26 protein-coding genes and 3 tRNA genes are annotated in these 21,928 nt (G+C 36.9%); 18 read left to right on the top strand and 11 right to left on the bottom strand.

From position 1 onward, the window contains the following. Nucleotides 1–33: 33 nt before the first annotated feature. From LCM02_RS05210 to LCM02_RS05195, 4 genes are read right to left on the bottom strand one after another with little or no spacing between them, the layout of a single operon-like run. Complete coding sequence (locus LCM02_RS05210; RefSeq protein WP_224927268.1) at nt 34–585, bottom strand: DUF4252 domain-containing protein; 552 nt, start codon at nt 583–585, stop codon at nt 34–36. Nucleotides 586–596: 11 nt separating this feature from the next. After that, the gene (locus LCM02_RS05205) at nt 597–1,118 is read right to left on the bottom strand and encodes a DUF4252 domain-containing protein (protein WP_224927267.1); all 522 of its coding nucleotides are present in this window, start codon (nt 1,116–1,118) and stop codon (nt 597–599) included. Nucleotides 1,119–1,145: 27 nt separating this feature from the next. Next, entirely contained in the window at nt 1,146–1,610 is a 465-nt protein-coding gene (locus tag LCM02_RS05200; protein ID WP_224927266.1) for a hypothetical protein, read from the bottom strand. Then, on the bottom strand, nt 1,597–2,106 hold the full coding sequence (locus LCM02_RS05195; RefSeq protein ID WP_224927265.1) for an RNA polymerase sigma factor: 510 nt from the start codon (nt 2,104–2,106) through the stop codon (nt 1,597–1,599). Before LCM02_RS05195 ends, LCM02_RS05200 begins: the two co-directional genes overlap by 14 nt. A 132-nt stretch (nt 2,107–2,238) precedes the next feature. Here LCM02_RS05195 and LCM02_RS05190 point away from each other — a divergent pair, with 132 nt between their 5' ends. From LCM02_RS05190 to LCM02_RS05170, 5 genes are all read left to right on the top strand, one after another. Beyond that, on the top strand, nt 2,239–3,750 hold the full coding sequence (locus LCM02_RS05190) for a S41 family peptidase (RefSeq protein WP_224927264.1): 1,512 nt from the start codon (nt 2,239–2,241) through the stop codon (nt 3,748–3,750). Between the two features lie 100 nt (nt 3,751–3,850). Beyond that, the gene (locus LCM02_RS05185) at nt 3,851–5,365 is read left to right on the top strand and encodes a S41 family peptidase (protein WP_224927263.1); all 1,515 of its coding nucleotides are present in this window, start codon (nt 3,851–3,853) and stop codon (nt 5,363–5,365) included. Nucleotides 5,366–5,389: 24 nt separating this feature from the next. Next, nucleotides 5,390–5,767 carry an RNA-binding S4 domain-containing protein gene (locus tag LCM02_RS05180; protein WP_224927262.1) on the top strand — a complete coding sequence of 126 codons (378 nt, stop codon included), beginning with the start codon at nt 5,390–5,392 and terminating at the stop codon, nt 5,765–5,767. Then, on the top strand, nt 5,757–6,341 hold the full coding sequence (locus LCM02_RS05175; protein WP_224927261.1) for a TPMT family class I SAM-dependent methyltransferase: 585 nt from the start codon (nt 5,757–5,759) through the stop codon (nt 6,339–6,341). The genes LCM02_RS05180 and LCM02_RS05175 overlap by 11 nt, the downstream gene beginning before the upstream one ends. A 6-nt stretch (nt 6,342–6,347) precedes the next feature. Next, nucleotides 6,348–6,845 (top strand): phosphoribosyltransferase family protein, encoded by a 498-nt coding sequence (locus LCM02_RS05170; protein WP_224927260.1) that lies wholly within the window; start codon nt 6,348–6,350, stop codon nt 6,843–6,845. 4 nt (nt 6,846–6,849) lie between these two features. Here the strand turns inward: LCM02_RS05170 and LCM02_RS05165 are convergent, their stop codons facing one another. Further along, on the bottom strand, nt 6,850–7,374 hold the full coding sequence (locus LCM02_RS05165) for a shikimate kinase (protein WP_224927259.1): 525 nt from the start codon (nt 7,372–7,374) through the stop codon (nt 6,850–6,852). A gap of 110 nt (nt 7,375–7,484) precedes the next feature. Between LCM02_RS05165 and LCM02_RS05160 the strand changes: the two genes are divergently transcribed. Continuing rightward, nucleotides 7,485–7,560, top strand: a tRNA-Lys gene (locus LCM02_RS05160). 59 nt (nt 7,561–7,619) lie between these two features. Further along, nucleotides 7,620–7,703: transfer RNA gene (locus tag LCM02_RS05155), tRNA-Leu, on the top strand. A gap of 35 nt (nt 7,704–7,738) precedes the next feature. On the opposite strand, the gene LCM02_RS05150 is transcribed toward LCM02_RS05155, so the two are convergent. The 5 genes from LCM02_RS05150 to LCM02_RS05130 all read right to left on the bottom strand — a co-directional run bounded on the left by LCM02_RS05150 (nt 7,739) and on the right by LCM02_RS05130 (nt 11,804). After that, nucleotides 7,739–8,086, bottom strand: a complete 348-nt coding sequence (locus tag LCM02_RS05150; protein WP_224927258.1) for a hypothetical protein — start codon at nt 8,084–8,086, stop codon at nt 7,739–7,741. A gap of 137 nt (nt 8,087–8,223) precedes the next feature. Beyond that, nucleotides 8,224–8,637: a hypothetical protein gene (locus tag LCM02_RS05145; RefSeq protein WP_224927257.1), complete on the bottom strand. Its 414-nt coding sequence runs from the start codon at nt 8,635–8,637 to the stop codon at nt 8,224–8,226. A gap of 221 nt (nt 8,638–8,858) precedes the next feature. Continuing rightward, entirely contained in the window at nt 8,859–10,811 is a 1,953-nt protein-coding gene (locus LCM02_RS05140; protein WP_224927256.1) for a CHRD domain-containing protein, read from the bottom strand. Between the two features lie 82 nt (nt 10,812–10,893). After that, complete coding sequence (locus tag LCM02_RS05135) at nt 10,894–11,205, bottom strand: hypothetical protein (protein ID WP_224927255.1); 312 nt, start codon at nt 11,203–11,205, stop codon at nt 10,894–10,896. A 293-nt stretch (nt 11,206–11,498) separates the two neighbouring features. Next, complete coding sequence (locus LCM02_RS05130; protein WP_224927254.1) at nt 11,499–11,804, bottom strand: hypothetical protein; 306 nt, start codon at nt 11,802–11,804, stop codon at nt 11,499–11,501. A gap of 170 nt (nt 11,805–11,974) precedes the next feature. Between LCM02_RS05130 and LCM02_RS05125 the strand changes: the two genes are divergently transcribed. The 9 genes from LCM02_RS05125 to LCM02_RS05085 all read left to right on the top strand — a co-directional run bounded on the left by LCM02_RS05125 (nt 11,975) and on the right by LCM02_RS05085 (nt 19,321). Further along, nucleotides 11,975–12,048: transfer RNA gene (locus tag LCM02_RS05125), tRNA-Arg, on the top strand. Between the two features lie 808 nt (nt 12,049–12,856). Then, the gene (locus tag LCM02_RS05120; protein ID WP_224927253.1) at nt 12,857–14,320 is read left to right on the top strand and encodes a type III PLP-dependent enzyme domain-containing protein; all 1,464 of its coding nucleotides are present in this window, start codon (nt 12,857–12,859) and stop codon (nt 14,318–14,320) included. Between the two features lie 3 nt (nt 14,321–14,323). After that, a complete protein-coding gene (gene speB / locus LCM02_RS05115) occupies nt 14,324–15,262 on the top strand; it encodes an agmatinase (RefSeq protein ID WP_224927252.1) in 939 nt (312 codons plus the stop codon). After that, a complete protein-coding gene (locus tag LCM02_RS05110) occupies nt 15,252–16,226 on the top strand; it encodes a deoxyhypusine synthase family protein (RefSeq protein WP_224927779.1) in 975 nt (324 codons plus the stop codon). Before speB ends, LCM02_RS05110 begins: the two co-directional genes overlap by 11 nt. A 19-nt stretch (nt 16,227–16,245) precedes the next feature. Next, a complete protein-coding gene (locus LCM02_RS05105) occupies nt 16,246–16,542 on the top strand; it encodes a hypothetical protein (RefSeq protein ID WP_224927251.1) in 297 nt (98 codons plus the stop codon). Nucleotides 16,543–16,684: 142 nt separating this feature from the next. Next, complete coding sequence (locus tag LCM02_RS05100) at nt 16,685–16,936, top strand: hypothetical protein (RefSeq protein WP_224927250.1); 252 nt, start codon at nt 16,685–16,687, stop codon at nt 16,934–16,936. A gap of 5 nt (nt 16,937–16,941) precedes the next feature. After that, nucleotides 16,942–17,355, top strand: coding sequence for a VOC family protein (locus LCM02_RS05095; RefSeq protein ID WP_224927249.1), 414 nt, complete (start codon nt 16,942–16,944; stop codon nt 17,353–17,355). Nucleotides 17,356–17,462: 107 nt separating this feature from the next. After that, on the top strand, nt 17,463–18,245 hold the full coding sequence (locus LCM02_RS05090; protein WP_224927248.1) for an SDR family NAD(P)-dependent oxidoreductase: 783 nt from the start codon (nt 17,463–17,465) through the stop codon (nt 18,243–18,245). Continuing rightward, nucleotides 18,245–19,321 (top strand): DUF1295 domain-containing protein, encoded by a 1,077-nt coding sequence (locus LCM02_RS05085; protein ID WP_224927247.1) that lies wholly within the window; start codon nt 18,245–18,247, stop codon nt 19,319–19,321. Before LCM02_RS05090 ends, LCM02_RS05085 begins: the two co-directional genes overlap by 1 nt. Nucleotides 19,322–19,355: 34 nt before the next feature. On the opposite strand, the gene LCM02_RS05080 is transcribed toward LCM02_RS05085, so the two are convergent. Continuing rightward, complete coding sequence (locus LCM02_RS05080; RefSeq protein ID WP_224927246.1) at nt 19,356–20,312, bottom strand: aldo/keto reductase; 957 nt, start codon at nt 20,310–20,312, stop codon at nt 19,356–19,358. Between the two features lie 357 nt (nt 20,313–20,669). Here LCM02_RS05080 and LCM02_RS05075 point away from each other — a divergent pair, with 357 nt between their 5' ends. After that, nucleotides 20,670–21,083, top strand: coding sequence for a hypothetical protein (locus LCM02_RS05075; RefSeq protein WP_224927245.1), 414 nt, complete (start codon nt 20,670–20,672; stop codon nt 21,081–21,083). Nucleotides 21,084–21,117: 34 nt separating this feature from the next. Continuing rightward, nucleotides 21,118–21,789 (top strand): hypothetical protein, encoded by a 672-nt coding sequence (locus LCM02_RS05070; RefSeq protein WP_224927244.1) that lies wholly within the window; start codon nt 21,118–21,120, stop codon nt 21,787–21,789. Nucleotides 21,790–21,928: the final 139 nt, after the last annotated feature.

Genomic DNA, 21,928 nt, shown 5'->3' with positions numbered 1-21,928 from the left:
AAAGTTAACCAGATTTAAATATTACAAACAGATTTAAATATCACCAAATAATTCAGATAATTGTCCAAGAGCATCTCCTGCTCCCCCTTTATCGATATTTTCCATATCCTTGGCCATTTTCATGATCTTTGCCGGATCCATTTTATTGCCAAGTACCCTTGCAATGGCAAATCCTTTATCGTTATCCGCGGCAAACAAGACAAACTCGTCAATGGCATCATCTTCTCCCTGGTAATTGATTACAATGTTGACATTGTCGTGCTTCATTCGCATTAGCTCATTGTACTTACTCCCTTTAATGATCTTTTTAACCTGTTCGTACTCTGTCGCATATTGATCGGCATTCTCAGCATTGATCTTGAATGCCAGCACATTCAGTTTTTTAATGCTTTCCATTGTCGATTTTGTTTCCTCAGAGGCGCTTTCCTGGACCTTAAAAAGGCTTGCAGGGATGTCAATGGCTAAAAAGTTTGAGTTATCCTGCTTTTTGACATAGTATTCCTGGATTGTCATTTCCTTATTACAGGATATAAAGAACATGGTCGTTAAGACGAGGATTGAAAGTGTTTTTATTTTGTTATTCATGGTTTTAAATTTTATTGTTTACTTGCCTTTTCTAAATGTTCTCCCCCTGGAAGATCCATCTTATCGGTCAATTTGGCAATTTGATTCAAATCGATATCACCTGTTAAAGAAATGATCACAGACTCTTTTGAAGTACTGTCACTGTCTTTTACGAACATGAACAGTTCTTTTACAAAATCTTCAGACTTACCTTCTTTGACATAAATGGTAACATTGCTGCCCTCATCCTTTACACGCATCAGTTCTTCAAGGTTTGCTGACTTTAAATAACTCTTTGCTGCGCTTTCCATCTGCTTGGCAACTTCCGAACTTTCTGTTGCATAAACCTTCAGTGAATTGATGTTCTTTATCAGATCCATGTATTCTTCATCAGAATCCTGACCAATCTTACTCATCAGGGAAAATGCCTTTTGAGTTACCACTACTGAAGTTACTCCTTCGATATCTTCAAATTTATCGAATTGTGACTGGGCACTGGCAATCCATCCTGACATTACCATTACCGCTACTAAAATGACTTTATTGATTTTCATAATTTTATTATTACTTGTTTATTAGATTTATTGATTAAAAACTTTATTCTTCGCACTCTCAAAGGTTCTAAGCTGGGCCATGGCTTCAGTACCTTTGTTAAATTTATCCAGTTGCGCTATGGCACCTGTACCTTTGTTAAGGCTTTGAGAGATCAGTTCAAGAGCCTTTTGAGTTTCCATATAGGCCAATCTTGCTTCTTCCTCTTCTCTTTCGTTTTCCTGGTAAACAGAATAGACTCCTATAAAAAAGATTAGCATTGCTGCTATGGAAAGCCATCTGAGGTTTAAATTCACAGGTTTCTTTAATTCAATCTTTCTTTCTGAAGACTCCATGGAACTAGCACTAAAGAAGTTGAACATTTCCTTGTGCTCTGCTAAATGAGCCGGCACATCTTCCTGTTCAAAGAAATCTTTTAGAATTGCCTCCTCTTTTAATGAGGTTTCAGCTTCAAAATATTTTTCCAGTAAGTTTTCAATTTTAGCCAATTCCATAATTCTGTTTTTTAATAAATTTTTCTCTTAATGTTTTTCTTGCTCTCGACAAGGCCACCCTTATCGCTGTCGGTTCCATATTCATGATCTTTCCAATTTCCTGAAATTCATAATTTTCTACATCCCTCAATTGAATGATCATTCTTTGTTTTGCAGGCAGGTCATTCATCATCCTTTTTAAGATATCTGCCCCGTCTTTGTATTCAAGATTTTCTTCTTCCCTGCTCGATTCATCCTTATAATTACTGTGAACCAGCGTCAGATTTGATGCTCTTTTTGATTTTAACTGGTCAAGGCAGTAATTCTTGGTCATCATCATGGCGTAAGCCTCAACATTATCATATTGCTCTATTTTATTTTTGTTTCTCCATAATTTAAGGTAAAGCTCCTGCGTGGCGTCCTCTGCTTCATCCGAAGACACAAGCAATCTTTTTGCCAATCGAAACACCTTATCTTTAAAGGGTAAAACCGTTTCCAGAAATTCTTTTTGGTTCATTTATTTCAGTAAAAAAAGCAATTTATAAATTCTGCTACACCTTTAACACGATTTGGCATCTCTTTTGTTACATAAAAAATAAAAAAAAGTGAAAAATTCCTTATTTTTGAGGTGCTAATAAAAAAATTGAAAATGAAAAGATTACTCCCCCTATTCTTTGGAATGGCTCTGTTTTTAGCCTCCTGTAGTGATGATGACTCCGTTATTGACGGCGGAGTTAATGGTGATGGGCAGGAAGTTAACCTGAACGAACCTATTAATGATTTTGTGTGGAAGGCGATGAATTCCTGGTACAACTGGCAAAAAGAATCTCAAAATCTTGACGACACAAAAGATGATATTAAAAATGATTACTACACGTTTTTAAATTCTTATAACGATGCTGAGGATTTTATGTATCAGTTATGCTATAAACACTGGAGTGTTGTTGGAGATGGAAATGCGGTAGACAGGTTCTCATGGTTTATCGAGGATTATGAGGTTCAGGAAAAGGCTTTTCAGGGTATAACGACGTCTTTTGGAATCAGGTATCAGCCTGTTCAGGTTACTAATGACGGAGACGTTATCTTATATCTTGAGTTTGTATCACCTGATTCACCAGCTTTCAAGGCTGGGATGAAACGGGGAGATCTTATCAGTGGCCTGAATGGTACAAGTATTAACACTTCAAATTACAGTAGTGTAATGAGTTCTTTGTCAGATAATACTGTAACTTTTTCCATTGCAGCGATAGAAGGAAATTCCTTGAAAGAATTAGATTCCAAAACCATTACCCGAGCGGTTGTTGCTGATAACCCTGTACATTTTTATAAGGTTTTTGAGGATGTGGGCGGAAAAAAGGTTGGTTATTTGGTTTACAATGGTTTTCGTTTTTCTTACAATGATGAGCTCAACGAAGCTTTTGCCTTTTTCAAATCAGAAGGAATTAATGAGCTGGTGCTGGATCTGAGATTGAATGGAGGCGGTTCAGTTGAAACAACGGCTTTTCTTGCCAGTATGATTTATGCGGATGCAGGTACTGATATTTTTGCCGAACTGATCTTTAATTCAAAGCATAGCGGATCAAACGGGGCCTATAATTTTTCCAATACACTCAACAAGTACAATGCTGAAGGGGACTCAGAAGGACAGGAACCCATTAATCGATTGAGTTCGATAGATCGTTTGTATGTCCTGGCCTCCGGAGGTACAGCATCAGCGAGTGAAATGATCATTAATGGTTTAAAACCTTTTATCCCTGTCAAAGTTATAGGTACACGGACCTATGGTAAAAATGTAGGGTCCATAACGCTTTATGATTCACCTGGTACCGATTTTAGAGCTAAATCAACCAATCAAAGTCATAAGAATGCCATGCAGCCCATTGTATTTCAAATATTTAACAAATCTGGAGAAAGTGATTACACACAAGGATTTGCTCCGGATATAGAAGTAAAAGAATGGCAGTACTGGGACAACATCCTGCCTTTTGGCGATGAGAATGAAATTGTCTTAAAGTCTGCTTTGGATGATATCAGAGGATTTGCCGCAAAGCCTGAATCAATCAAAAGGCGTACAGATGCTTTAAAACTTGATTTCGATGACCCGGAACAAAAGTTCGAAAAAGAGATGTATATTCACGCAAATTTTTTTGAGTTACCCTAATGGTGACGGCTTCTCCAGTAATGAAATTTGATGAAATTAATTTTTTGTAAAAATTCAAAATGACGAAGTAAAATAACATGATTTAACTTAACAAAAAACAATGAAAAAATTTTTCCTCCTTTTTTTGGGTTTGACTTTTTTAGTCTTCTCATGTAGTGATGATGACCCCGTAATTGATCCGGGGAATGGAAACGGAAGTAACAACGTTACGCTTAATGATCCGGTAAATGATTTTATCTGGAGAGGGTTAAACTCCTGGTATAACTGGCAGGAAGACTCTGCAAACCTGGCCGATTCAAAGGATGACAATCAAAATGATTACTATACTTTTTTAAATGGCTATAATGATTACCGGGATCTGATGTATAACTTGTGCTACAGGCACATATCTGTCGTTGGCGCAGCAAATGCAGTTGACAGGTATTCCTGGTTCATTGATGATTACGAAGAGCAAAATAATGCTTTTCAAGGGATAAGAACCCGATTTGGATTTACGGCGAATGCAGTAGAAATAGAAGGAGGGTTTGTTGTTGTTTCGATTCTTTTGGTCGAACAAGGATCTCCGGCAGAAATGGCTGGCCTTAAAAGAGGCGACATTGTGAATGCCATTAATGGTACCGTGATGAATACGGGTAATTTCAGTTCCGTTTATGGGCAGCTTGGGGATGAAACAGCAACGCTTTCAACAGTAACAGAAGAAGATGGCGTACTGACACCGGTTGAGGATATAACTATGACAAAAGCGGTTGTTGCTGCTAATCCGGTTCACTACTTTAAAATTTTTAATGATATAGGTGGAAAAAAGGTTGGATATTTACTGTACAATCAGTTTAGCGATTCTTATAACGACGAGTTAAATGCAGTTTTTGCCGATTTTAAGGCTGCCGGTATTGATGAATTGGTTCTTGATCTGAGATTCAATAGTGGCGGGTCTGGATTGGCCACTACCTATCTTGGAAGCATGATCTATGCACAGGCTGGAACCGGAATCATGTACGAGACCAAATTTAATTCTAAGCATTCACAGTATAATAGCGAAGACAGATTCCAGGATGTTTTGCAGATTCAGAATACACAACTCGAGGTGATTGGTGAAGAACCTGTAAACAGGTTAAATACCTTAAACAGGTTGTACGTGTTAACAACGGGAAGCACGGCATCTGCAAGTGAATTGGTTATCAACGGCCTTTTGCCCTATATGAACTCAATCAAATTGATCGGGACAACAACGTCTGGGAAGAATGTTGGCTCCCTCACTTTATACGATACACCTGAGATCAGGGATTATCTCGGTGAGGAATATGCGAATCCCTCGCATAAATATGCTATGCAGCCCATTTGTATACAGGTTTTTAACAAGGATGGACAAAGTGATTATATCAATGGATTTGAGCCAGATATTGAAATTGATGATTCTTTAAACTGGAATGAAGTATTACCATTTGGTGACAGAAATGAAACCCTGTTAAAGGCTGCACTGGATGATATCGAAGGAATTTCCTCAAAAAGAGAATTGACCAAGTTTCAATTGAATTCGAAAAAGCTGGATGTCAGGTCACCGGAAGATGACCAAGAGGTCTTAAATTTTGATCACTTGATCTATCCAAGGAATTAAGGTATTTTAAAAATCATAAACTCTATGCGTATTGACAAGTACTTATGGTGTACTCGTTATTATAAAACGAGGAGCATTGCCACTGAGGCTTGTAAAAAGGGGCATGTAAAACTGGATGGAGCCAATGTAAAGCCCTCGAAAGAGGTATTCAATGGTGAGAAACTGACAATCAGAAAGAATCAGATCAATTATGAAATGATAGTTTTGGATTTGCCTAAGAATCGAGTGGGTGCCAAACTGGTTGATCTTTACAGAAAAGATGTAACTCCACAGGAGGCTTTTGAGAATCAGGAGTTGTTGAAATACTCCAAGGATTATTATCGAAAAAAAGGTACGGGCAGGCCCACCAAAAAGGATCGCAGGGATATTGATAACTATAACGACGAAGATTTTGACTTTTGATGCATCCTTTTGGTCCGAAAAATACAATACCAACCAGACAGGCTGGGATATGGGACAGGTCTCCCCTCCTCTTAAAAAGTATATAGATCAGCTTGAAAATAAGGATTTATCGATTTTAATTCCGGGGGCAGGAAATGCTTATGAAGCAGCATATCTTTTCAAAAAAGGTTTTTCAGATGTAACCGTGCTCGACCTGGTTAAAGAGCCTCTTGAAAATTTTAAGAAAAGGGTACCTGAATTTCCTAAAAGTCATTTGATACAAGAAGACTTTTTTCAACATCAGGGGCAATATGACCTGATTCTTGAGCAAACTTTTTTCTGTGCTCTAGATCCTTCTTTAAGAATGGATTATATCAATAAAATGAATTCGTTACTTAAAGATAATGGAAAGCTCGTTGGCTTGCTTTTTGACTTTCGCCTTACTGATGAAGGCCCTCCTTTTGGGGGTGATGCTGACGCCTACAGCCTGGCGTTTGAAAAACGTTTTCATTTGCGTACCATGTCTCCCTGTTATAATTCTATAAAACCGAGACTTGGGAATGAACTTTTTATTATTTTTGAAAAGATAAAATAAGCAAACATGCAAAGGACCATTATCTTAAATAACGAGCAAATTCAACATAAAACAAAGCGAATAGCTTATCAGATCTATGAATCAAATATTAATGAGACTGAAATCGTTTTAGCAGGAATCAAGGAGAATGGGTTCATTTTTGCAAAAAAGATCAAGGAAGTACTTGAAACCATCTCACCCATAAAAGTGATTTTATGTGAGGTCCAAATGAATAAAAAGAAGCCCAGGGAACAAATCATCACAAGCATTAGGCAAGAGGAATATGAAAACAAAGCTCTGGTGTTGGTTGATGATGTGCTAAATTCAGGCACAACCCTGATCTACGCAGCAAAACTCTTTTTAGAGGTTCCCCTGAAAAGATTTAAAACAGGTGTACTGGTCAATCGAAATCACAAAAAATACCCCATCAAGGCTGATTTTAAAGGTATTTCTCTTTCAACCTCTATGCAGGAACATATATACGTAGAATTTAAAGGGAACAAGGCTGAGGCCTATCTGGATTAATACCTTATTTTAAATATTCTTTTAGGGTCAGCGTTACTTCAGTCAATAAATCTTCCAGGGATTTCCCGTCGATACTTATTATTTTATTGGCTTTTTCGTAAAAATTTCGCCTTTCGAACAAATGTTTTGCAACGAACTCAGTGAGTTGTTCGTCGTTCAAATCGGCGATTAGGGGCCTTTGATCCTTTTCGTTTCTGAGTCTTTGACAGATTGTGGGAATGCTCCCTTTCAGGTAGATCGAGCTGGAAAACCGATTGATCAATTCCATGTTGTTTGAATAGCATGGGGTTCCCCCTCCTACCGAAAGAACCAGTTCTGAATCCATCTTCAGTATTTCCTCAAGGAATTTGCTTTCCTGAAGCCTGAAATAGATTTCTCCCTGAGTCTGAAATATTTTATTTACAGACATTTGTTCTTTCTCTTCTATATAATCATCCAGATCCAGGTGAGGTAAATGAAGCTTGTTGGACAGTGCTTTGGCTACTGTTGACTTACCGCTTCCCATGTAGCCCAGTAAGACAAATTTCATAAAATACTGATTTATAGGTTTGTAAATTGACAGCAAATATCTTTAATTTTTTTTTAATAAAAACACTTGTATTATTAATAATTGAATGTATCTTTGCATCCGAATTATTTGACCTGGTAGCTCAGTTGGTAGAGCATCTCCCTTTTAAGGAGAGGGTCCTGGGTTCGAGCCCCAGCCAGGTCACCAGATATTCAAAAAAATATCCCGCCAAAGCGGGATTTTTTTTTAGTTTTGCATCTACTACTGCACATGTGGTGAAATTGGTAGACACGCAGCCTTGAGGGGGCTGTGTTCGCAAGAACGTGCTGGTTCGAGTCCAGTCATGTGCACTTTTAAATTTCTCTGCCCCGTTTACATAATTAAATTAAAAATCGGCGTCGTTTTCCCCTTCTCCTATGGGTTCCTTACCTGTTCTAATATATCCAAGTTTTGACTTTTCCGAATAACTAAAATAGATAGGTTTCTCATTTCTTAAAAGATCAATCACATTGGGATACATGGAAACCGGATATCTCAAATAGACCAATTTTGAATTTACGTCATGATAGTTTTCAGGAAGGCTTTTGCCGTCAGGATAGAAACTAGCCTGTAAAACGTAATCTTCATCGTGATAACATTTCACTATAATTTTTGGATAGATAAGGTTGCTTCCGGTTCGTCCGGCTTGAAAATGAACCCAATAATGGTTTATTTCACTTACAATAATTTTCATGTTTAGGTATTTAAATTGTCAATATTGAATTTAGCAAATAAGCATCAATAAAAAATTTTCACAAGGATGAATTAAGCTTATTACTTTCCGAAAGTTACATTTTATTTACCGAATCAAATAAACTATTCAAAAAAATACTAGTGAACCGGTACAGCCAATACACTTAATTCTGCTTCGGCCTGGTTTTGCCTGTAATTCCAAGAGCAACTCTTAGAACCCTTGTAATAAACTTCAACTGTATTTTCGCCAGGAGGAATTTCAGAAACTCCCTGAATACTTACATCTGACAATTTTTCAAGTTTCCTTGGATTTGGAACGTGGTATTCAACGACCTTTTCACCATTAACCAGTATTCTGTAGTAAAGGGAACTGTTAGCGTTTTCCTGATAGCCTGAGGACGGTTTGCCTTTAAATCCAACCGAAGCCGATATAAAGATCTTACTGGGTTTATCTTCCTTAATTTTCATGCTCATTGGGCCTGGAAACGGAGACCATTCTGAGCTTATGGCTCCATCAACTCTATTCTTCCAGATCTTGCTATATCTATTCATGGCGGACATATTAAAATTTACAACTAGGTAAATTTACAATCCAATGAAGAAAATAATATTGACAAAAATCATGATTTTAATAATTATTAATAACTAAAGTATAGTCAATTAACTCTCAGTCACGGTCCTGTGATTCATATAACTTAGAGTAGATACCATCCAAGTTTAACACAAATAAAAAACCCCAGTAAACTGGGGCTTTTACTCAAAAAATCGGGGGATTAATCAACAATGTTGATCGTTCCAGCCATTTCAGCATGGAACTCGCATATATAGAAAAGGGTATCAGGTGCATCCATCGGTACAGTAAAAGTAATTGTATCAGTAGCTGCTCCGTTATTGGTCACTCCATTATCATAGGAATCACCAGTCCCAAGTGTTTCAGTTGTTTTGATCAAAAAAGGATGTCCGGGTGCATTTACATTAAAAATATAAGTTTGTCCGCGTTTAAAAGTAAAATCAGGATTAGATTCGTTATTCAGGTCTCCGCCTGTAAAAACATAGGCACTCGAACCCGTGTTGCCAACGGCATAAGTTACAGCTTCACCTTCACCTCCCCCATTATCATTCAGATTGGAACCAATATTTCCCTGAGCCACTATTGTTGCAAGGTTGTCAGGACTTAAATGCACATTTATATATCCGTCGAAAGTTTCAATATCATCAAAGCCAAAAGAGCTTCCGTCATCTAGTTGTGCCAGGTGCGTATAACTCATTCCTGTATCTCCGTCAACAGGATTGAAAGAAAAGGCAATTCCTCCACCTTCTGCGGCTGAATTATTGTGAATATGAGCCGGATGAACGCCTCCAGCAGGAGTATTCATTAATTTTATCATAGCCAGAGCTTCTCCACTCTTTCTTTCATAAAATGTGGCCATTCCGGAAATACCTGGTACATCTTTTTCACCCAGGTCATACATAATTGACATTCCCGTTAACTCATTTTGGCCAATATCACCCTGAGCTACGATAACGGCAAGGTTTTCAGGACTTAAGTGTACATTTATATATCCGTCAAAGTCCATTAGCTGGTCATAAGTAAGTGCCGAACCATCGTCTAAAGCCCTAATATTGGTATAGCTCATACCTGTGGTTCCGTCTACCGGTGTAAGGCTTACAGCAATTCCGCCTCCTTCAATAGCAGAATTGTTGTGTATGTGGGCCGGGTGAATTCCTCCTTCAGGAGTATTCATCAATTCGAGTTTTGCCAGGGTTTCACCATTATTTCTTTTATAGAAATGAACCATTCCTGAAATTCCAGCTACATCTTTTTCACCTAACATGTACATCATTTCGCTTCCTGACAACTCATTGCCTCCAATATCACCCTGAGCCACAATCGTGGCTAATTCTTCAGCGCTTAGATGAACATTGATATAGCCATTGAAATCCAATAGATCATCATATGAAACGGCAGTTCCATCATCTAATTGGCTTACACTTGTTTTACTCATTCCCGAAGTACCGTCTACAGGATTTAAAGAAACAGCTATTCCGCCACCTTCCAGTGCATTACCATCATGGATGTGGGCCGGGTGGATTCCACCTTCCGGTGTATTAGAAAGTTCGATCACACTCAGGGCTTCTCCATTGATTCTTTCAAAGAAGGTAACGGTTCCTGAGATCCCAGGGACCGCTTTTTCCAACAAATCATATGATTTTGAAGTTCCGGTTAGTGCATTTTCGCCTATATCTCCCTGTGCCACGATCGTTTCAAGGTCATCTGAACTTAAATGAACATTTATATATCCGTCAAAAGCAACCAGATCATCGTAACCAATGGCTGTTCCGTCATTCAATGCTGATACAGTAATTGAGCTTTTTCCTGTCGTTCCATCTACAGTACCTAAAGTTAAGGCTACATCTCCTCCCTCAGCTGCCGTATTGTAGTGTATGTGTGCAGGATGCTGGCCACCGGCAGGAGTATTTGATAGTTCTAGTTCAATTGCCACCGTATTATCGGAATATTCTATAAAAGTTGCTTTACCAGAAATATCAGCTACGGCAACGGCATTGAGATCATACTCAGTACTTTTGGAGACTGTGATTGGTGGATCCACAGGATCTGGATCCGGAGTTATAATGGGATCATCATCATCACTACATCCAGTGAAGGATATAACGAGAAGTGCAAGCATCAAATTTTTTAAAATGGAAAGTTTAATCGGTTTCATGGTTTCTATTTGTTTAGGTATTCTTGTCTTATTCAATAACGTTTTAAGCGGTGCTTGGAGGCTTATGGGTTACCTCCAAACACTATCTTAAAAAAGATCGATTCACCTTCTCCTCTAGATTAACTGAAGACTTTACAAGCAGAAACCAAGACCTAAATGCAACAAGAATTAAATACAGAAAAGCGAGGACCCTACCTGTCTCACCATTTCTGTAAAAAGCCTCATATAAAGCCATACAGGGAATTAAGAGAATAACAATGAATCGATTTAAATGTCCGTTGACAGCCTCTGCTGCAGATGTCAAATCAAACGCCTTGATCAATGAATGGTTTTGAGTCGCCGTAGTGCTTAAGCGATCATTTCTTGGATTCATTTTTCTTGATAAAGCGTTCATAATTCAAAATTATTGTTCAACAAATATACAACTAAAACTGAACAAAAAAAATATTTTGAATAAAAATGTCTAAGATTATTATTTTTTTCTTAGACAATATTAAGAAATTGCTTTAGGCATTAAAAAAACCCGAATGAATAATTATCATTCGGGTTTTTACTAAAATTATAATCTTACTTAAGATTTACTTTAAATTTTTCCCCCCAAAAAAACTTAAAGTATTCAAAATTAAAACCTGACTAAAAAACAGGCAATGATTTTTATCATGAAAATTTCCGCATACCAATCCCTGGTCAGTCTTCCTTCTCCAAATAATCAAATCTGATAGGTACGAGGTGCTGATCTATAATTACTGTTTTTAACTGACCCTTAGATTCATATTTGACCAATACGACATTATAATTCATTTGAGGCTTCATTTCATGACTTAATTCAAGTGCCTTCCATTTTTTTACTGTTTTAAGTTTGATAATGTCAACATCAGAGTCTTCAAGCTTGATTAAAACCTCTTCCACTTTGTCTTCCGATACACTTATCTGACCGAGTATTACAGCAGGAAACATTAAAGCCAGAATGAGCAAAAATAGATTCTTTATCATAATTAGGGGGATTTATGATTAAGACTGAAAAGATACGAATTATTTGGGATTCTAAATTTTGAGATAATTCCTATCCGTTAATTTTGTTTTTAAAAAAAATTATCTCTTATCGTTTGTTTTATTTGTAATGTCAGACTATATTTGCACCCGCTTAAAACAATCAATTAATGGGTCGCGTAGCTCAGCTGGATAGAGCATCTGCCTTCTAAGCAGACGGTCATAGGTTCGAATCCTATCGCGATCACAGATGAATAGTAAAGGCCTCACGAAAGTGAGGCCTTTTTATTTGGAGAATCCGTTAAAACCTTGGTTTTATAAGGAGTCGACAAATAAAAAGGATCTATCCGTCTTTAGACGGATGTGGGCCTTTTATTCTCAAAATGGATTGCACTTAGGATCACGCGAGTAATCCTTTAAGGAATTATCCGTCGTTAGACGGATGTGGGCCTTTCATTCTCAAAATGGATTGCATTTAGGATCACACGAGTAATCCTTTAAGGAATTATCCGTCGTTAGACGGATGAGGGCCTTTCATTCTCAAAATGGATTGCATTTAGGATCACACGAGTAATCCTTTAAGGAATTATCCGTCGTTAGACGGATGTGGGCCTTTCATTCTCAAAATGGATTGCACTTAGGATCACGCGAGTAATCCTTTCATTGTCAATATGTCCGCAATGTTGTACCAGTCTTGAGTTGTGAATTTTCATCTTAAGTAATGGTCTGGAAAATATTTATTTTTTTTATTCATTTTTTTGTGTTTCATTTGTAAACTGAAGCTTTTATCAAACGGAGCTTTTAGCTGAACAAAGTGAAAACTGTTTTTACGTTCGGGCTTTTGAAAATTAGGAAGTCAAATTCAAAAGCAGCTTATGGTGTAAGCGACCGAAATTTAAAGCTAACTTCCGCTGTAAATTATTTTTCCGCGCAAATTATTTCGTGTTTCATTTTAGAAATACAGTATCATATTATGATTTAATAAAAGTATTAGACTTCTCTATATGAGGCAGTTATCGCTCCCCTTATATTCTATTAACTTTTAAAAATCTAAGATGAATACAAAATATATTGATTTTATCAATCAGACTTTTGATTTTCCACAACCTGAATTTGACCTGGTTGATAATAAATTATTGTTTCATGACATTGACTTAAATAAACTAGTTGAAGTTTATGGGTCACCTTTGAAGTTTACCTATCTACCCAGAATATCCGAAAACATAAACAGAGCAAAAAAATGGTTTAAAGATGCAATTAGAAAGCACGATTATCAGGGTGTTTACAAATATTGTTATTGTACCAAGAGCTCACATTTTAAGCATGTGCTTCATGAAGCGTTGAAGAATGACATACATATCGAAACATCTTCAGCATTTGATATCGACATTGTAGAAAGCCTTAAAAATTCTGGAAAAATAAAGAATGATACCTTTATTATATGTAACGGTTTCAAAAGGGAACAATACATTACCAACATTGCGAGACTTGTAAACGACGGGCATCTAAATTGCATACCCATAATTGATAATTTTGAGGAAATTGATCTGTTGTCAAGTGAAATTCACAAGAATTTTAATATTGGTATCAGAATCGCTTCAGAAGAAGAGCCAAAGTTTGAATTTTACACCTCAAGATTAGGTATTGGCTACAAGAATATAGTTCCTTTTTACGAGAGTCAGATCAAATACAATCCCAAGATTCAGCTTAAAATGCTTCATTTCTTCATTAACACGGGTATCAATGACAATGCCTATTATTGGAATGAACTTTTAAAATGTTTAAAAGTATATACAAGTCTAAAAAAGATCTGCCCTTCATTGGATAGCCTGAATATTGGAGGTGGCTTTCCCATTAAAACCTCTTTAGCATTTGATTTTGATTATGCCTACATGATTGATGAAATCATAAACCAAATCAAATTAGCCTGTGAGGAAGAAGGAGTTCCCGTTCCGAATATTTTTACTGAATTTGGAAGCTTTACCGTTGGAGAAAGTGGTGGAGCTATCTATGAGGTTCTGTATCAGAAACAACAAAATGACAGAGAGAAATGGAACATAATCAATTCTTCATTCATTACTACTCTTCCCGATACATGGGCTATAAATAAAAGGTTTATCATGCTTCCAATCAATAGATGGGATTGTGACTATGAACGCGTATTGCTCGGTGGTTTAACATGCGATAGTGATGATTATTACAATAGTGAGCAACACATCAACGCGATATACTTGCCTAAGTACGACAAGGATAAACCATTATATGTAGGGTTTTTTAGTATTGGAGCTTATCAAGATACAATCGGTGGGTATGGAGGTTTACAACACTGCCTGATTCCTGCCCCGAAGCATGTATTAATTAGTAAAGATGAGAAGGGAAATATTAATACTCAACTATTTCGTGAAGAACAAAAAAGTGAAGAATTACTTAAAATTTTAGGATACAAAAAAGAAGTTAAACGAATAGATAAATTTCAAAACGAAGAGTCTGAAAGAAATTTTCAATTTGTAAATAAATAACCTATGAATACGAAAACTTATGCTGGAATTCCAGAACAATATGCAAAGTTAGAACAGGCGAAGATTGTATTAATTCCTGTTCCCTACGATGGGACAAGTACCTGGCAGAAAGGAGCAGATAAAGGACCGGAAGCCTTCCTGGAAGCTTCGGAAAATATGGAGTTATATGATATAGAAACAGATTCTGAAGTATACAAAAATGGTATTTTTCTAACACCCCCCATAGATACAAATGCTACACCAGAAGACATGGTCAATGCGGTGCACATGGAAACAAAGAAATACATAAAGAAAAATAAGTTTGTTACTGTTTTTGGGGGAGAGCATTCTATTTCAATCGGCACAATCAAGGCTTTTAATGAAGTTTATGATAATTTAACGGTTTTACACTTAGATGCTCACGCTGATTTAAGACAGTCCTATGAAGGCAGCACTTGTAATCACGCCTGTGCCGTTTATCAGGCCAGTATAAATACAAACCTGATACAGGTAGGAATCCGTTCTATGGATGTTAAGGAGAAATCTGTAATGGATTTTGATAAAACCTATTTTGCTCATGATATGGCAGCAGATGATACCTGGGTTGATTCCGCTCTTGAACAAATGACAAATAATGTTTTCATAACATTTGATCTGGATGCATTTGACCCTTCAATTGTGCCAAGCACAGGAACGCCAGAGCCTGGAGGTTTATTTTGGTACGAAACCTTAGGTTTCTTAAAACAAGTATTTGCAGAGAAAAACGTCGTTGGGTTTGATATTGTGGAGTTATGTCCTAACGAAAACGACAGATCATCAGATTTTCTGGCTGCTAAATTATATTATAAAATGTTGAGTTATAAGTTCTGTAACGAAGTAACAGATGATCATTATGACGAATCATATGAAGAACCCAATAGTTTGATTAAAAAAATAAAATTTGATGAAGAAGATGAGTACTAAAGGAGCCATTTCTGCTTTTATTGAGAAATACTATTTGCATTTTAATGCGGCTACCTTAGTAGATGCTGCAAAAGCGTACGATGAACAGCTAAAAAACGGGGCAAAAATGCTGGTGTCACTGGCAGGTGCCATGAGCACTGCTGAACTCGGAAAGATTTTTTCTGAAATGATTCGACAGGATAAAGTTCATATCATATCGTGTACAGGGGCCAACCTAGAGGAGGATCTTATGAATCTGGTGGCACACTCACATTATAAGCGTGTACCTAACTATAGAGATTTGACCCCACAACAGGAATGGGATTTACTGGAAAAAGGATTGAATAGAGTTACGGATACTTGTATACCAGAAGAAGAAGCCTTTAGAAGATTGCAAAAACATATTTACGCCATCTGGAAAGAAGCAGATGAAAAGGGAGAAAGATTCTTGCCACATGAATATATGTATAAACTGCTTTTATCTGGTGTCCTTGAGGAGTATTATGAAATTGATTTAAAGGATTCATGGATGTATGCGGCTGCAGAAAAGAATTTACCAATCGTATGCGCTGGTTGGGAAGACAGCACCATGGGTAACATATTCGCCAGTTATGTCTTGAAAGGAGATCTGAGACCTGGTACTATAAAATCTGGAATAGAATATATGACGTTTTTAGCAGATTGGTATTCTGACAATTCAAGTCGAGGAATTGGTTTTTTTCAAATCGGAGGTGGCATTGCCGGTGATTTTCCTATTTGTGTAGTTCCTATGCTTTATCAGGATATGAATAGAACAACAACACCATTTTGGAGCTATTTCTGCCAAATAAGTGATTCAACTACCAGCTATGGTTCCTATTCAGGCGCTGTACCCAACGAAAAAATTACCTGGGGAAAACTAGGCATTGATACACCTAAGTTCATCATAGAAAGTGATGCGACTATAGTAGCGCCATTAATCTTTGCTTATTTGTTAGGCATGTAACGGTGTAACATAAGAATTCATGATACGAAAAATTGTAGATTATCAAAAACTGAATGAAGATATACTCAATTTATTAATTGAGAAGTTCCCGTATGGATATGGAAATGACGATTTTATCACTTTTCAAAATGCCAAGGGTGAGGTTATTGAAGCGGTCGAAGTTAGAACTGAAGACACTATTTATCTCGTAAAAGTTGGTGTAAAACTAATTAGGGCAATGGAGGATTTTGTTGAAGAAGTTGACTCGATAAATGATGAAGAGAAAGACAACATCGATATTGATTCTCTGGATAATGATGACTTAGATGAATTATAAGTGTTCATAACGACCTTAATGGACAAGAAGAATAAAAAAGTTTATCCAAATAAATTGATTTGAATATGAAAAAGCCATCGTTCCTGAATTACATATGTAAAAGGTAATAAAAGGATTTTTGATCCATAAACTTAAATAAACTATGAGCTCAAAATATTATACATGTATTTTTAAATCATTTAAGAATGGTTACTACACTTTTGTTTTTGAAGATGGTTTGGAAATGGTATTCGAGGAAATACATCCTAAAATACTGTTGAAATATGATTTAAAGAATGACAGCAAATTAAGAGGAAACTTGTTTCATTTGTATTTTTCGGAATACATGTCAGACGATGAAGTAGATTTTGTTATCTACAGAATAGAGTATTTAGAATTAATCAATAATAAATAAAATCAATGGCAACATCATTTCATCTTTCACTCCCCAGCCTTAAATTAATTGAGACCAAAATATTTTATGTCGATAGTATTGGGGGATCAATGGGAAGATATACTCAAAACTGGCTGGATATTAATTTATTCGGGAATCAAATTACTTTTACCAATGCCGGTCCTTTTGATCTTTCTGTCCCTAATTATAAATTTGAAGGCAACATACTTCCATCATTTCATTTTGGAGTAATATTAGATACTGATTCATTTAACCAGGTTTATCATAGATTAGAAACAAAAGATTTTAACTTAACGGAAAAAACCACTTTTCTCCAAGACAAACCCGGTGAGCATTTGTCATTCTTCGTAACTGACCCGAATGAATACAGGGTTGAATTTAAATGTTTTAAGAATTCCAATGATGTTTTTCAGGCTTAATTCAGAGTTGCTTTAAGCAGAATCGGAATGTTGGTACTATATAAAAACTGGTTCAATCCGCTTTTAAAACATTATCATTTTTGGTTATATTCACAAAACCAAACGTGATGATTGATTTTAAATCAAAATACGGTCCCTGGGCCCTTGTGGCCGGAGCTTCTGAAGGATTGGGGGCAGCCTTTGCCGAGATTCTTGCCGGCAAGGGATTGAACCTGATCCTAATTGCAAGGACTCAAAGTAAATTAGAATCTTTAGCCGTACACTTGAAAAGTATATATTCAGTCGATATTATAACATACAGTGCTGATTTGTCAGATTTCGAATCTGTCAAAAATTTTATCTCCCATTCCAAGGTCTCAATAGGATTATTGGTATACAATGCGGCATATTCTCCAATTGGTTACTTTGAAAATATAGAGGAGCACAGGCTCGAAAAGATCGTGGAAGTAAATATCAAAACCCCTTTGCTTCTCTCAAAACTCCTGTCACAGGATATGATACAGAGACAACAAGGAGGTATTATATTAATGTCCTCACTTGCAGGAACACAGGGAAGCCCCAAAATTGCTACCTACGCAGCTTCAAAAGCATTTAATGCTATACTGGCGGAAGGGTTATGGAATGAATTAAAGAAGCATGGAATTGACGTTCTTGCCTCATGCGCGGGAGCTATATCAACCCCGGGATACAAAAACGCTCAAAATACCGGAGATGCACCTGGAACACTGTCTCCAATGGAAGTGGCCAGCTCTTCCCTCAATGCTCTTGGAAGAACACCCACGATCATACCTGGTTTTACGAATAAACTGGCTCATTTTTTTATGAATCGTATTCTGCCTAGAAAATGGGCAATTTCAATAATGGACAAAAACACTAAAGATTTATCATAATGGCACAAGCACTAGGTTTCTTTTCACCCTGGATCATATACCTCTTGATTACAATTTTACATTATTTCCTACCAGGAAAATGGGAAACGGGCTATGTTAAGGACGAAACTTCAGGAAGTCTTTTGAGATACAGGCTCAATGGAAGGCTGGTTCTGTTTTCTACCGTTTTTCTTTGGTTCGGTTTGGGTTATCTGGGCTGGGTTCCTTTTGACTGGCTGTATACGATCCGATGGTACAGCCTTGCAGGAGCTTTTGTTTTTGGAATGCTGTTTTCATTTTGGATCGTGCTATCGGCACCTTCTACCGGTGGATCATGGCTGTCAGATTTTTATTTAGGACGGCTGATAAATCCTCAACTAAAAGAAGGAAGAATCGATGCAAAAATGTGGCTGTACCTGATCGGAGCAGTAATGCTTCAGTTAAACGTATTGAGCTTTATTTCGCACCATTATCTGACCTTCGGTACAATTTCACCCGGACTGATCCTATGCGGAAGTATGCTTACTTATTTCATTTTGGATTACTTGAGTTTTGAAAAAGTACATTTGTATACCTATGATATTTTCGCAGAACGCGTTGGGTTTAAACTAGGATGGGGCTGCCTTTCTTTTTACCCTTACTTCTACTCCATTGCAATCTGGGCAACCGCAAATTTACCTGATCCTCACACACCTTTATGGTGGCTTGTATTTTATGCACTGCTTTTTCTACTGGGATGGAGCCTTGCTCGTGGAGCCAACATGCAAAAGTTTTACTTTAAAACAGCTCCAGACAAATCTTTTCTGGGAATTAGACCGGAAATTATCACGGATGGAAACAGGACTTTACTGGTCAATGGATTTTGGGGGCTCAGCAGGCATATCAATTATTTAGGTGAAATTTTAATGGGAACCGCTATTGCCTTAAGTGTTGGTTATCCCGAAGTTTTGTGGGTGTGGCTGTACCCCTTATACTATGTGGCTTTGCTATTTCCCAGGCAAATTGATGATGATAAAAGATGTGCGGTCAAATATGGTGATTTATGGCAGGAATACACTCAAAAAGTAAAATATAAAATCATACCCTATCTCTATTAAAAACATTTGAGCTTCTCTTTTAGTGATCTATAAATTAATACCACTTTAAGTTTTTTCTTTCATTCCAATAGAAATCGCAGTCTACAGCGTATTGTTTTAACTGATCCAGTTCCTTTGGTTGAAGTTTGAATTTCAAAGCCTTTAAGTTTTGTGTCAATTGTCGTTTATTCGATGCCCCGCTTAATACAATGGCAGGCTGCAAATGATCTATAACAAACCGCAATCCAATGGCATCGAGAGAAACCTGGTACTTCTTGGCCAAACTTTCCATGAAAATTACCAGTTCCGAATAGTGATCATAATCTGCATTTCCAAAGATTCTTCCGTTAGCCAGCGCCTCCTTTATAATAATTGCCTTCCCATTGCTGATCAATTCCTTAAGTATTTCGTGGGTACTGGATTCTAAAATATTGTAGGTAACCTGAAAACTTTCAAAAAGAATCTCCCCTTCAACCCGTTTTTTTGATGCGTATTCCAGGATATCTTTTTGTTGAATTCCGCTGGCTGAAAGTCCAATTTTTAATCCTGTTGATTTTTTGATGTCATGAAGTTCCTGAAGCACCTCTTTGTTCTTAAGAACCCCACTTTCAAATGTTGCAGAATGAATCTGATATGTTTTTAAAGCAGGTAATAAACTTTTGGAAACAGACCATTGATCTCTGAGTTTATTTAAGGAATGCTCTTTGATTTCATGAGGTTTGGAATATCCCAGATCCCAGTTTGCCATATAGGTGTATCCCCATTTCGTGCTTAAGGAAAGATCCTTATAAGGATTGTTCAGGTACCATTGCTGAAGGAATTCTTCTCCCTTTCCGTAAGAAGGAGCAGTGTCAAAATGCCTAATTCCCTGATCATAGGCGAAGCTTAGCAAATCAAAGGCCCTGCTTCTGTAAAAAAATTCTGATTTATCCGGGTCGGATTCCTGCCTCAAGTTAATATACTGAGGCCTGCCAATGGCAGCCAAACCAAGTCCAATTTTGGTATTGTTCAAACTACTTATACGATTAGTTATGTTAAAGATACTAATTTTGAGTACAGTTCAGAAAGTAGAGTTTCAATGTGGGTAAAATCTTTTATTCAATAATAACCTTGGTCTCATGGATCATTAGTAAGGGGAGTGAGATGATCAAAATGAAGGCAAGGAACATGGCAAGGATTAACTCCAAAAAATTTTTCATCAGTTGATTTTTAAAAACCTAAAGATAAGAACTTTAAATGAATTAAAGCATGAGTTAAGTCATTTTCAATAAACACGGAGAATATGTTAGTGGTAATAATTTTATATCTTCAACAATCCGTTTAAGTTCATGTTGAAAAATACGGAAAAAAATAATGAAACAATTATAAGATGAAACCAATCCTCAGAAACATATTGGCCGTTCTTTTTGGATGGCTGTCTGGAAGTATCATAAATATGGGTTTGATTAAAACGGGACATCTGGTTTTTCCGATAAAGGATCTGGACCCAAATGATATGGAAGCCCTCGCGAGGGTAATGCCTACCCTGGATTTTAAATATTTTATTTTTCCTTTTTTAGCACATGCTCTTGGAACTTTGGCCGGAGCGATTTTGGCTGGGTGGATAGCCTCGAGTCAAAAAATGAAGTTTTCAATGGGGATTGGGATGTTATTTTTATTGGGAGGAATCTGGGCCAATTATATGATCAAAGGGCCAATTTGGTTCACGATTACCGATATTGCACTGGCCTATCTACCCATGGCCTGGATAGGTGGAAAAATTGCTCAAAAATTATCGAAGTAAATGATAAAAAGTTTATTTGCTAAAAATTGAATCTATGAAACTGTTTTATTTTTCACGTGTAATTGTCTTACTATGCTTTATTCCTTTTGCGGTCCAGTCTCAGGAAAGGGTTTTGCTTTCACCCGAACTGAATAAAGAAATGAAGGCAGGTCCCGGGGAGCTGATTGCCTCTTCAAAACTAATGTCCAGAACATTACAGGTTCAAATCCTTGAATCTTTTGAAGTAAAAAGCGGATTCACAAAATACAAACATCTAAAAGCTACTAAATATCCACTTCGCAGAGCAAAAAAAGGATACGATCTCTATTATGCAAATGACAAATTGGTAGATGGTAAATATTGGGGAATAGGAATTAATCAAAAGGATTCACTCGATGTGATTTCAGTTTTGGTAACTCCGGAAGGAGATATGTCGAAACAAAAGAAATATAAAATCCAAAAAAGTATTGAGCGAATAGAGTCTTTACAGCCATGCAATGATTGCTACATTCAGAAACTCACCTTTCTGGGTCAGCAAGATGATGAATTAAGGTTTACATATCAGTTGTTGTCCGGGGTGCTCAACAAAATATCAGTTGAAAAAGAATATTCCTTTAGATTACAGGAAGACACCATCTACGAATGTGAGGGACTCAGATTTACGATAATCAATATTGACGGATCCGATCTGGAATACGAGCTATTGTCATCCTTTACACCAATTTAGGGATAATTATAGATATTTAGTTGAAGATAAAGCGTATTTTTGCTTTACCCTACCCGTGATCAGATTTCCTGGTCAGCATTTTTATTAATTTCTAGTCCTATAGCCTAGTGAAACTGCATTTCAACATATTCATAGTGAC

It is taken from the genome of Lutimonas saemankumensis (genome assembly GCF_020171465.1).
GTDB lineage: Bacteria > Bacteroidota > Bacteroidia > Flavobacteriales > Flavobacteriaceae > Lutimonas > Lutimonas saemankumensis.
Note: the sequence above shows the minus strand (reverse complement) of the source record. Positions and strands in the feature narration are given on the sequence as shown.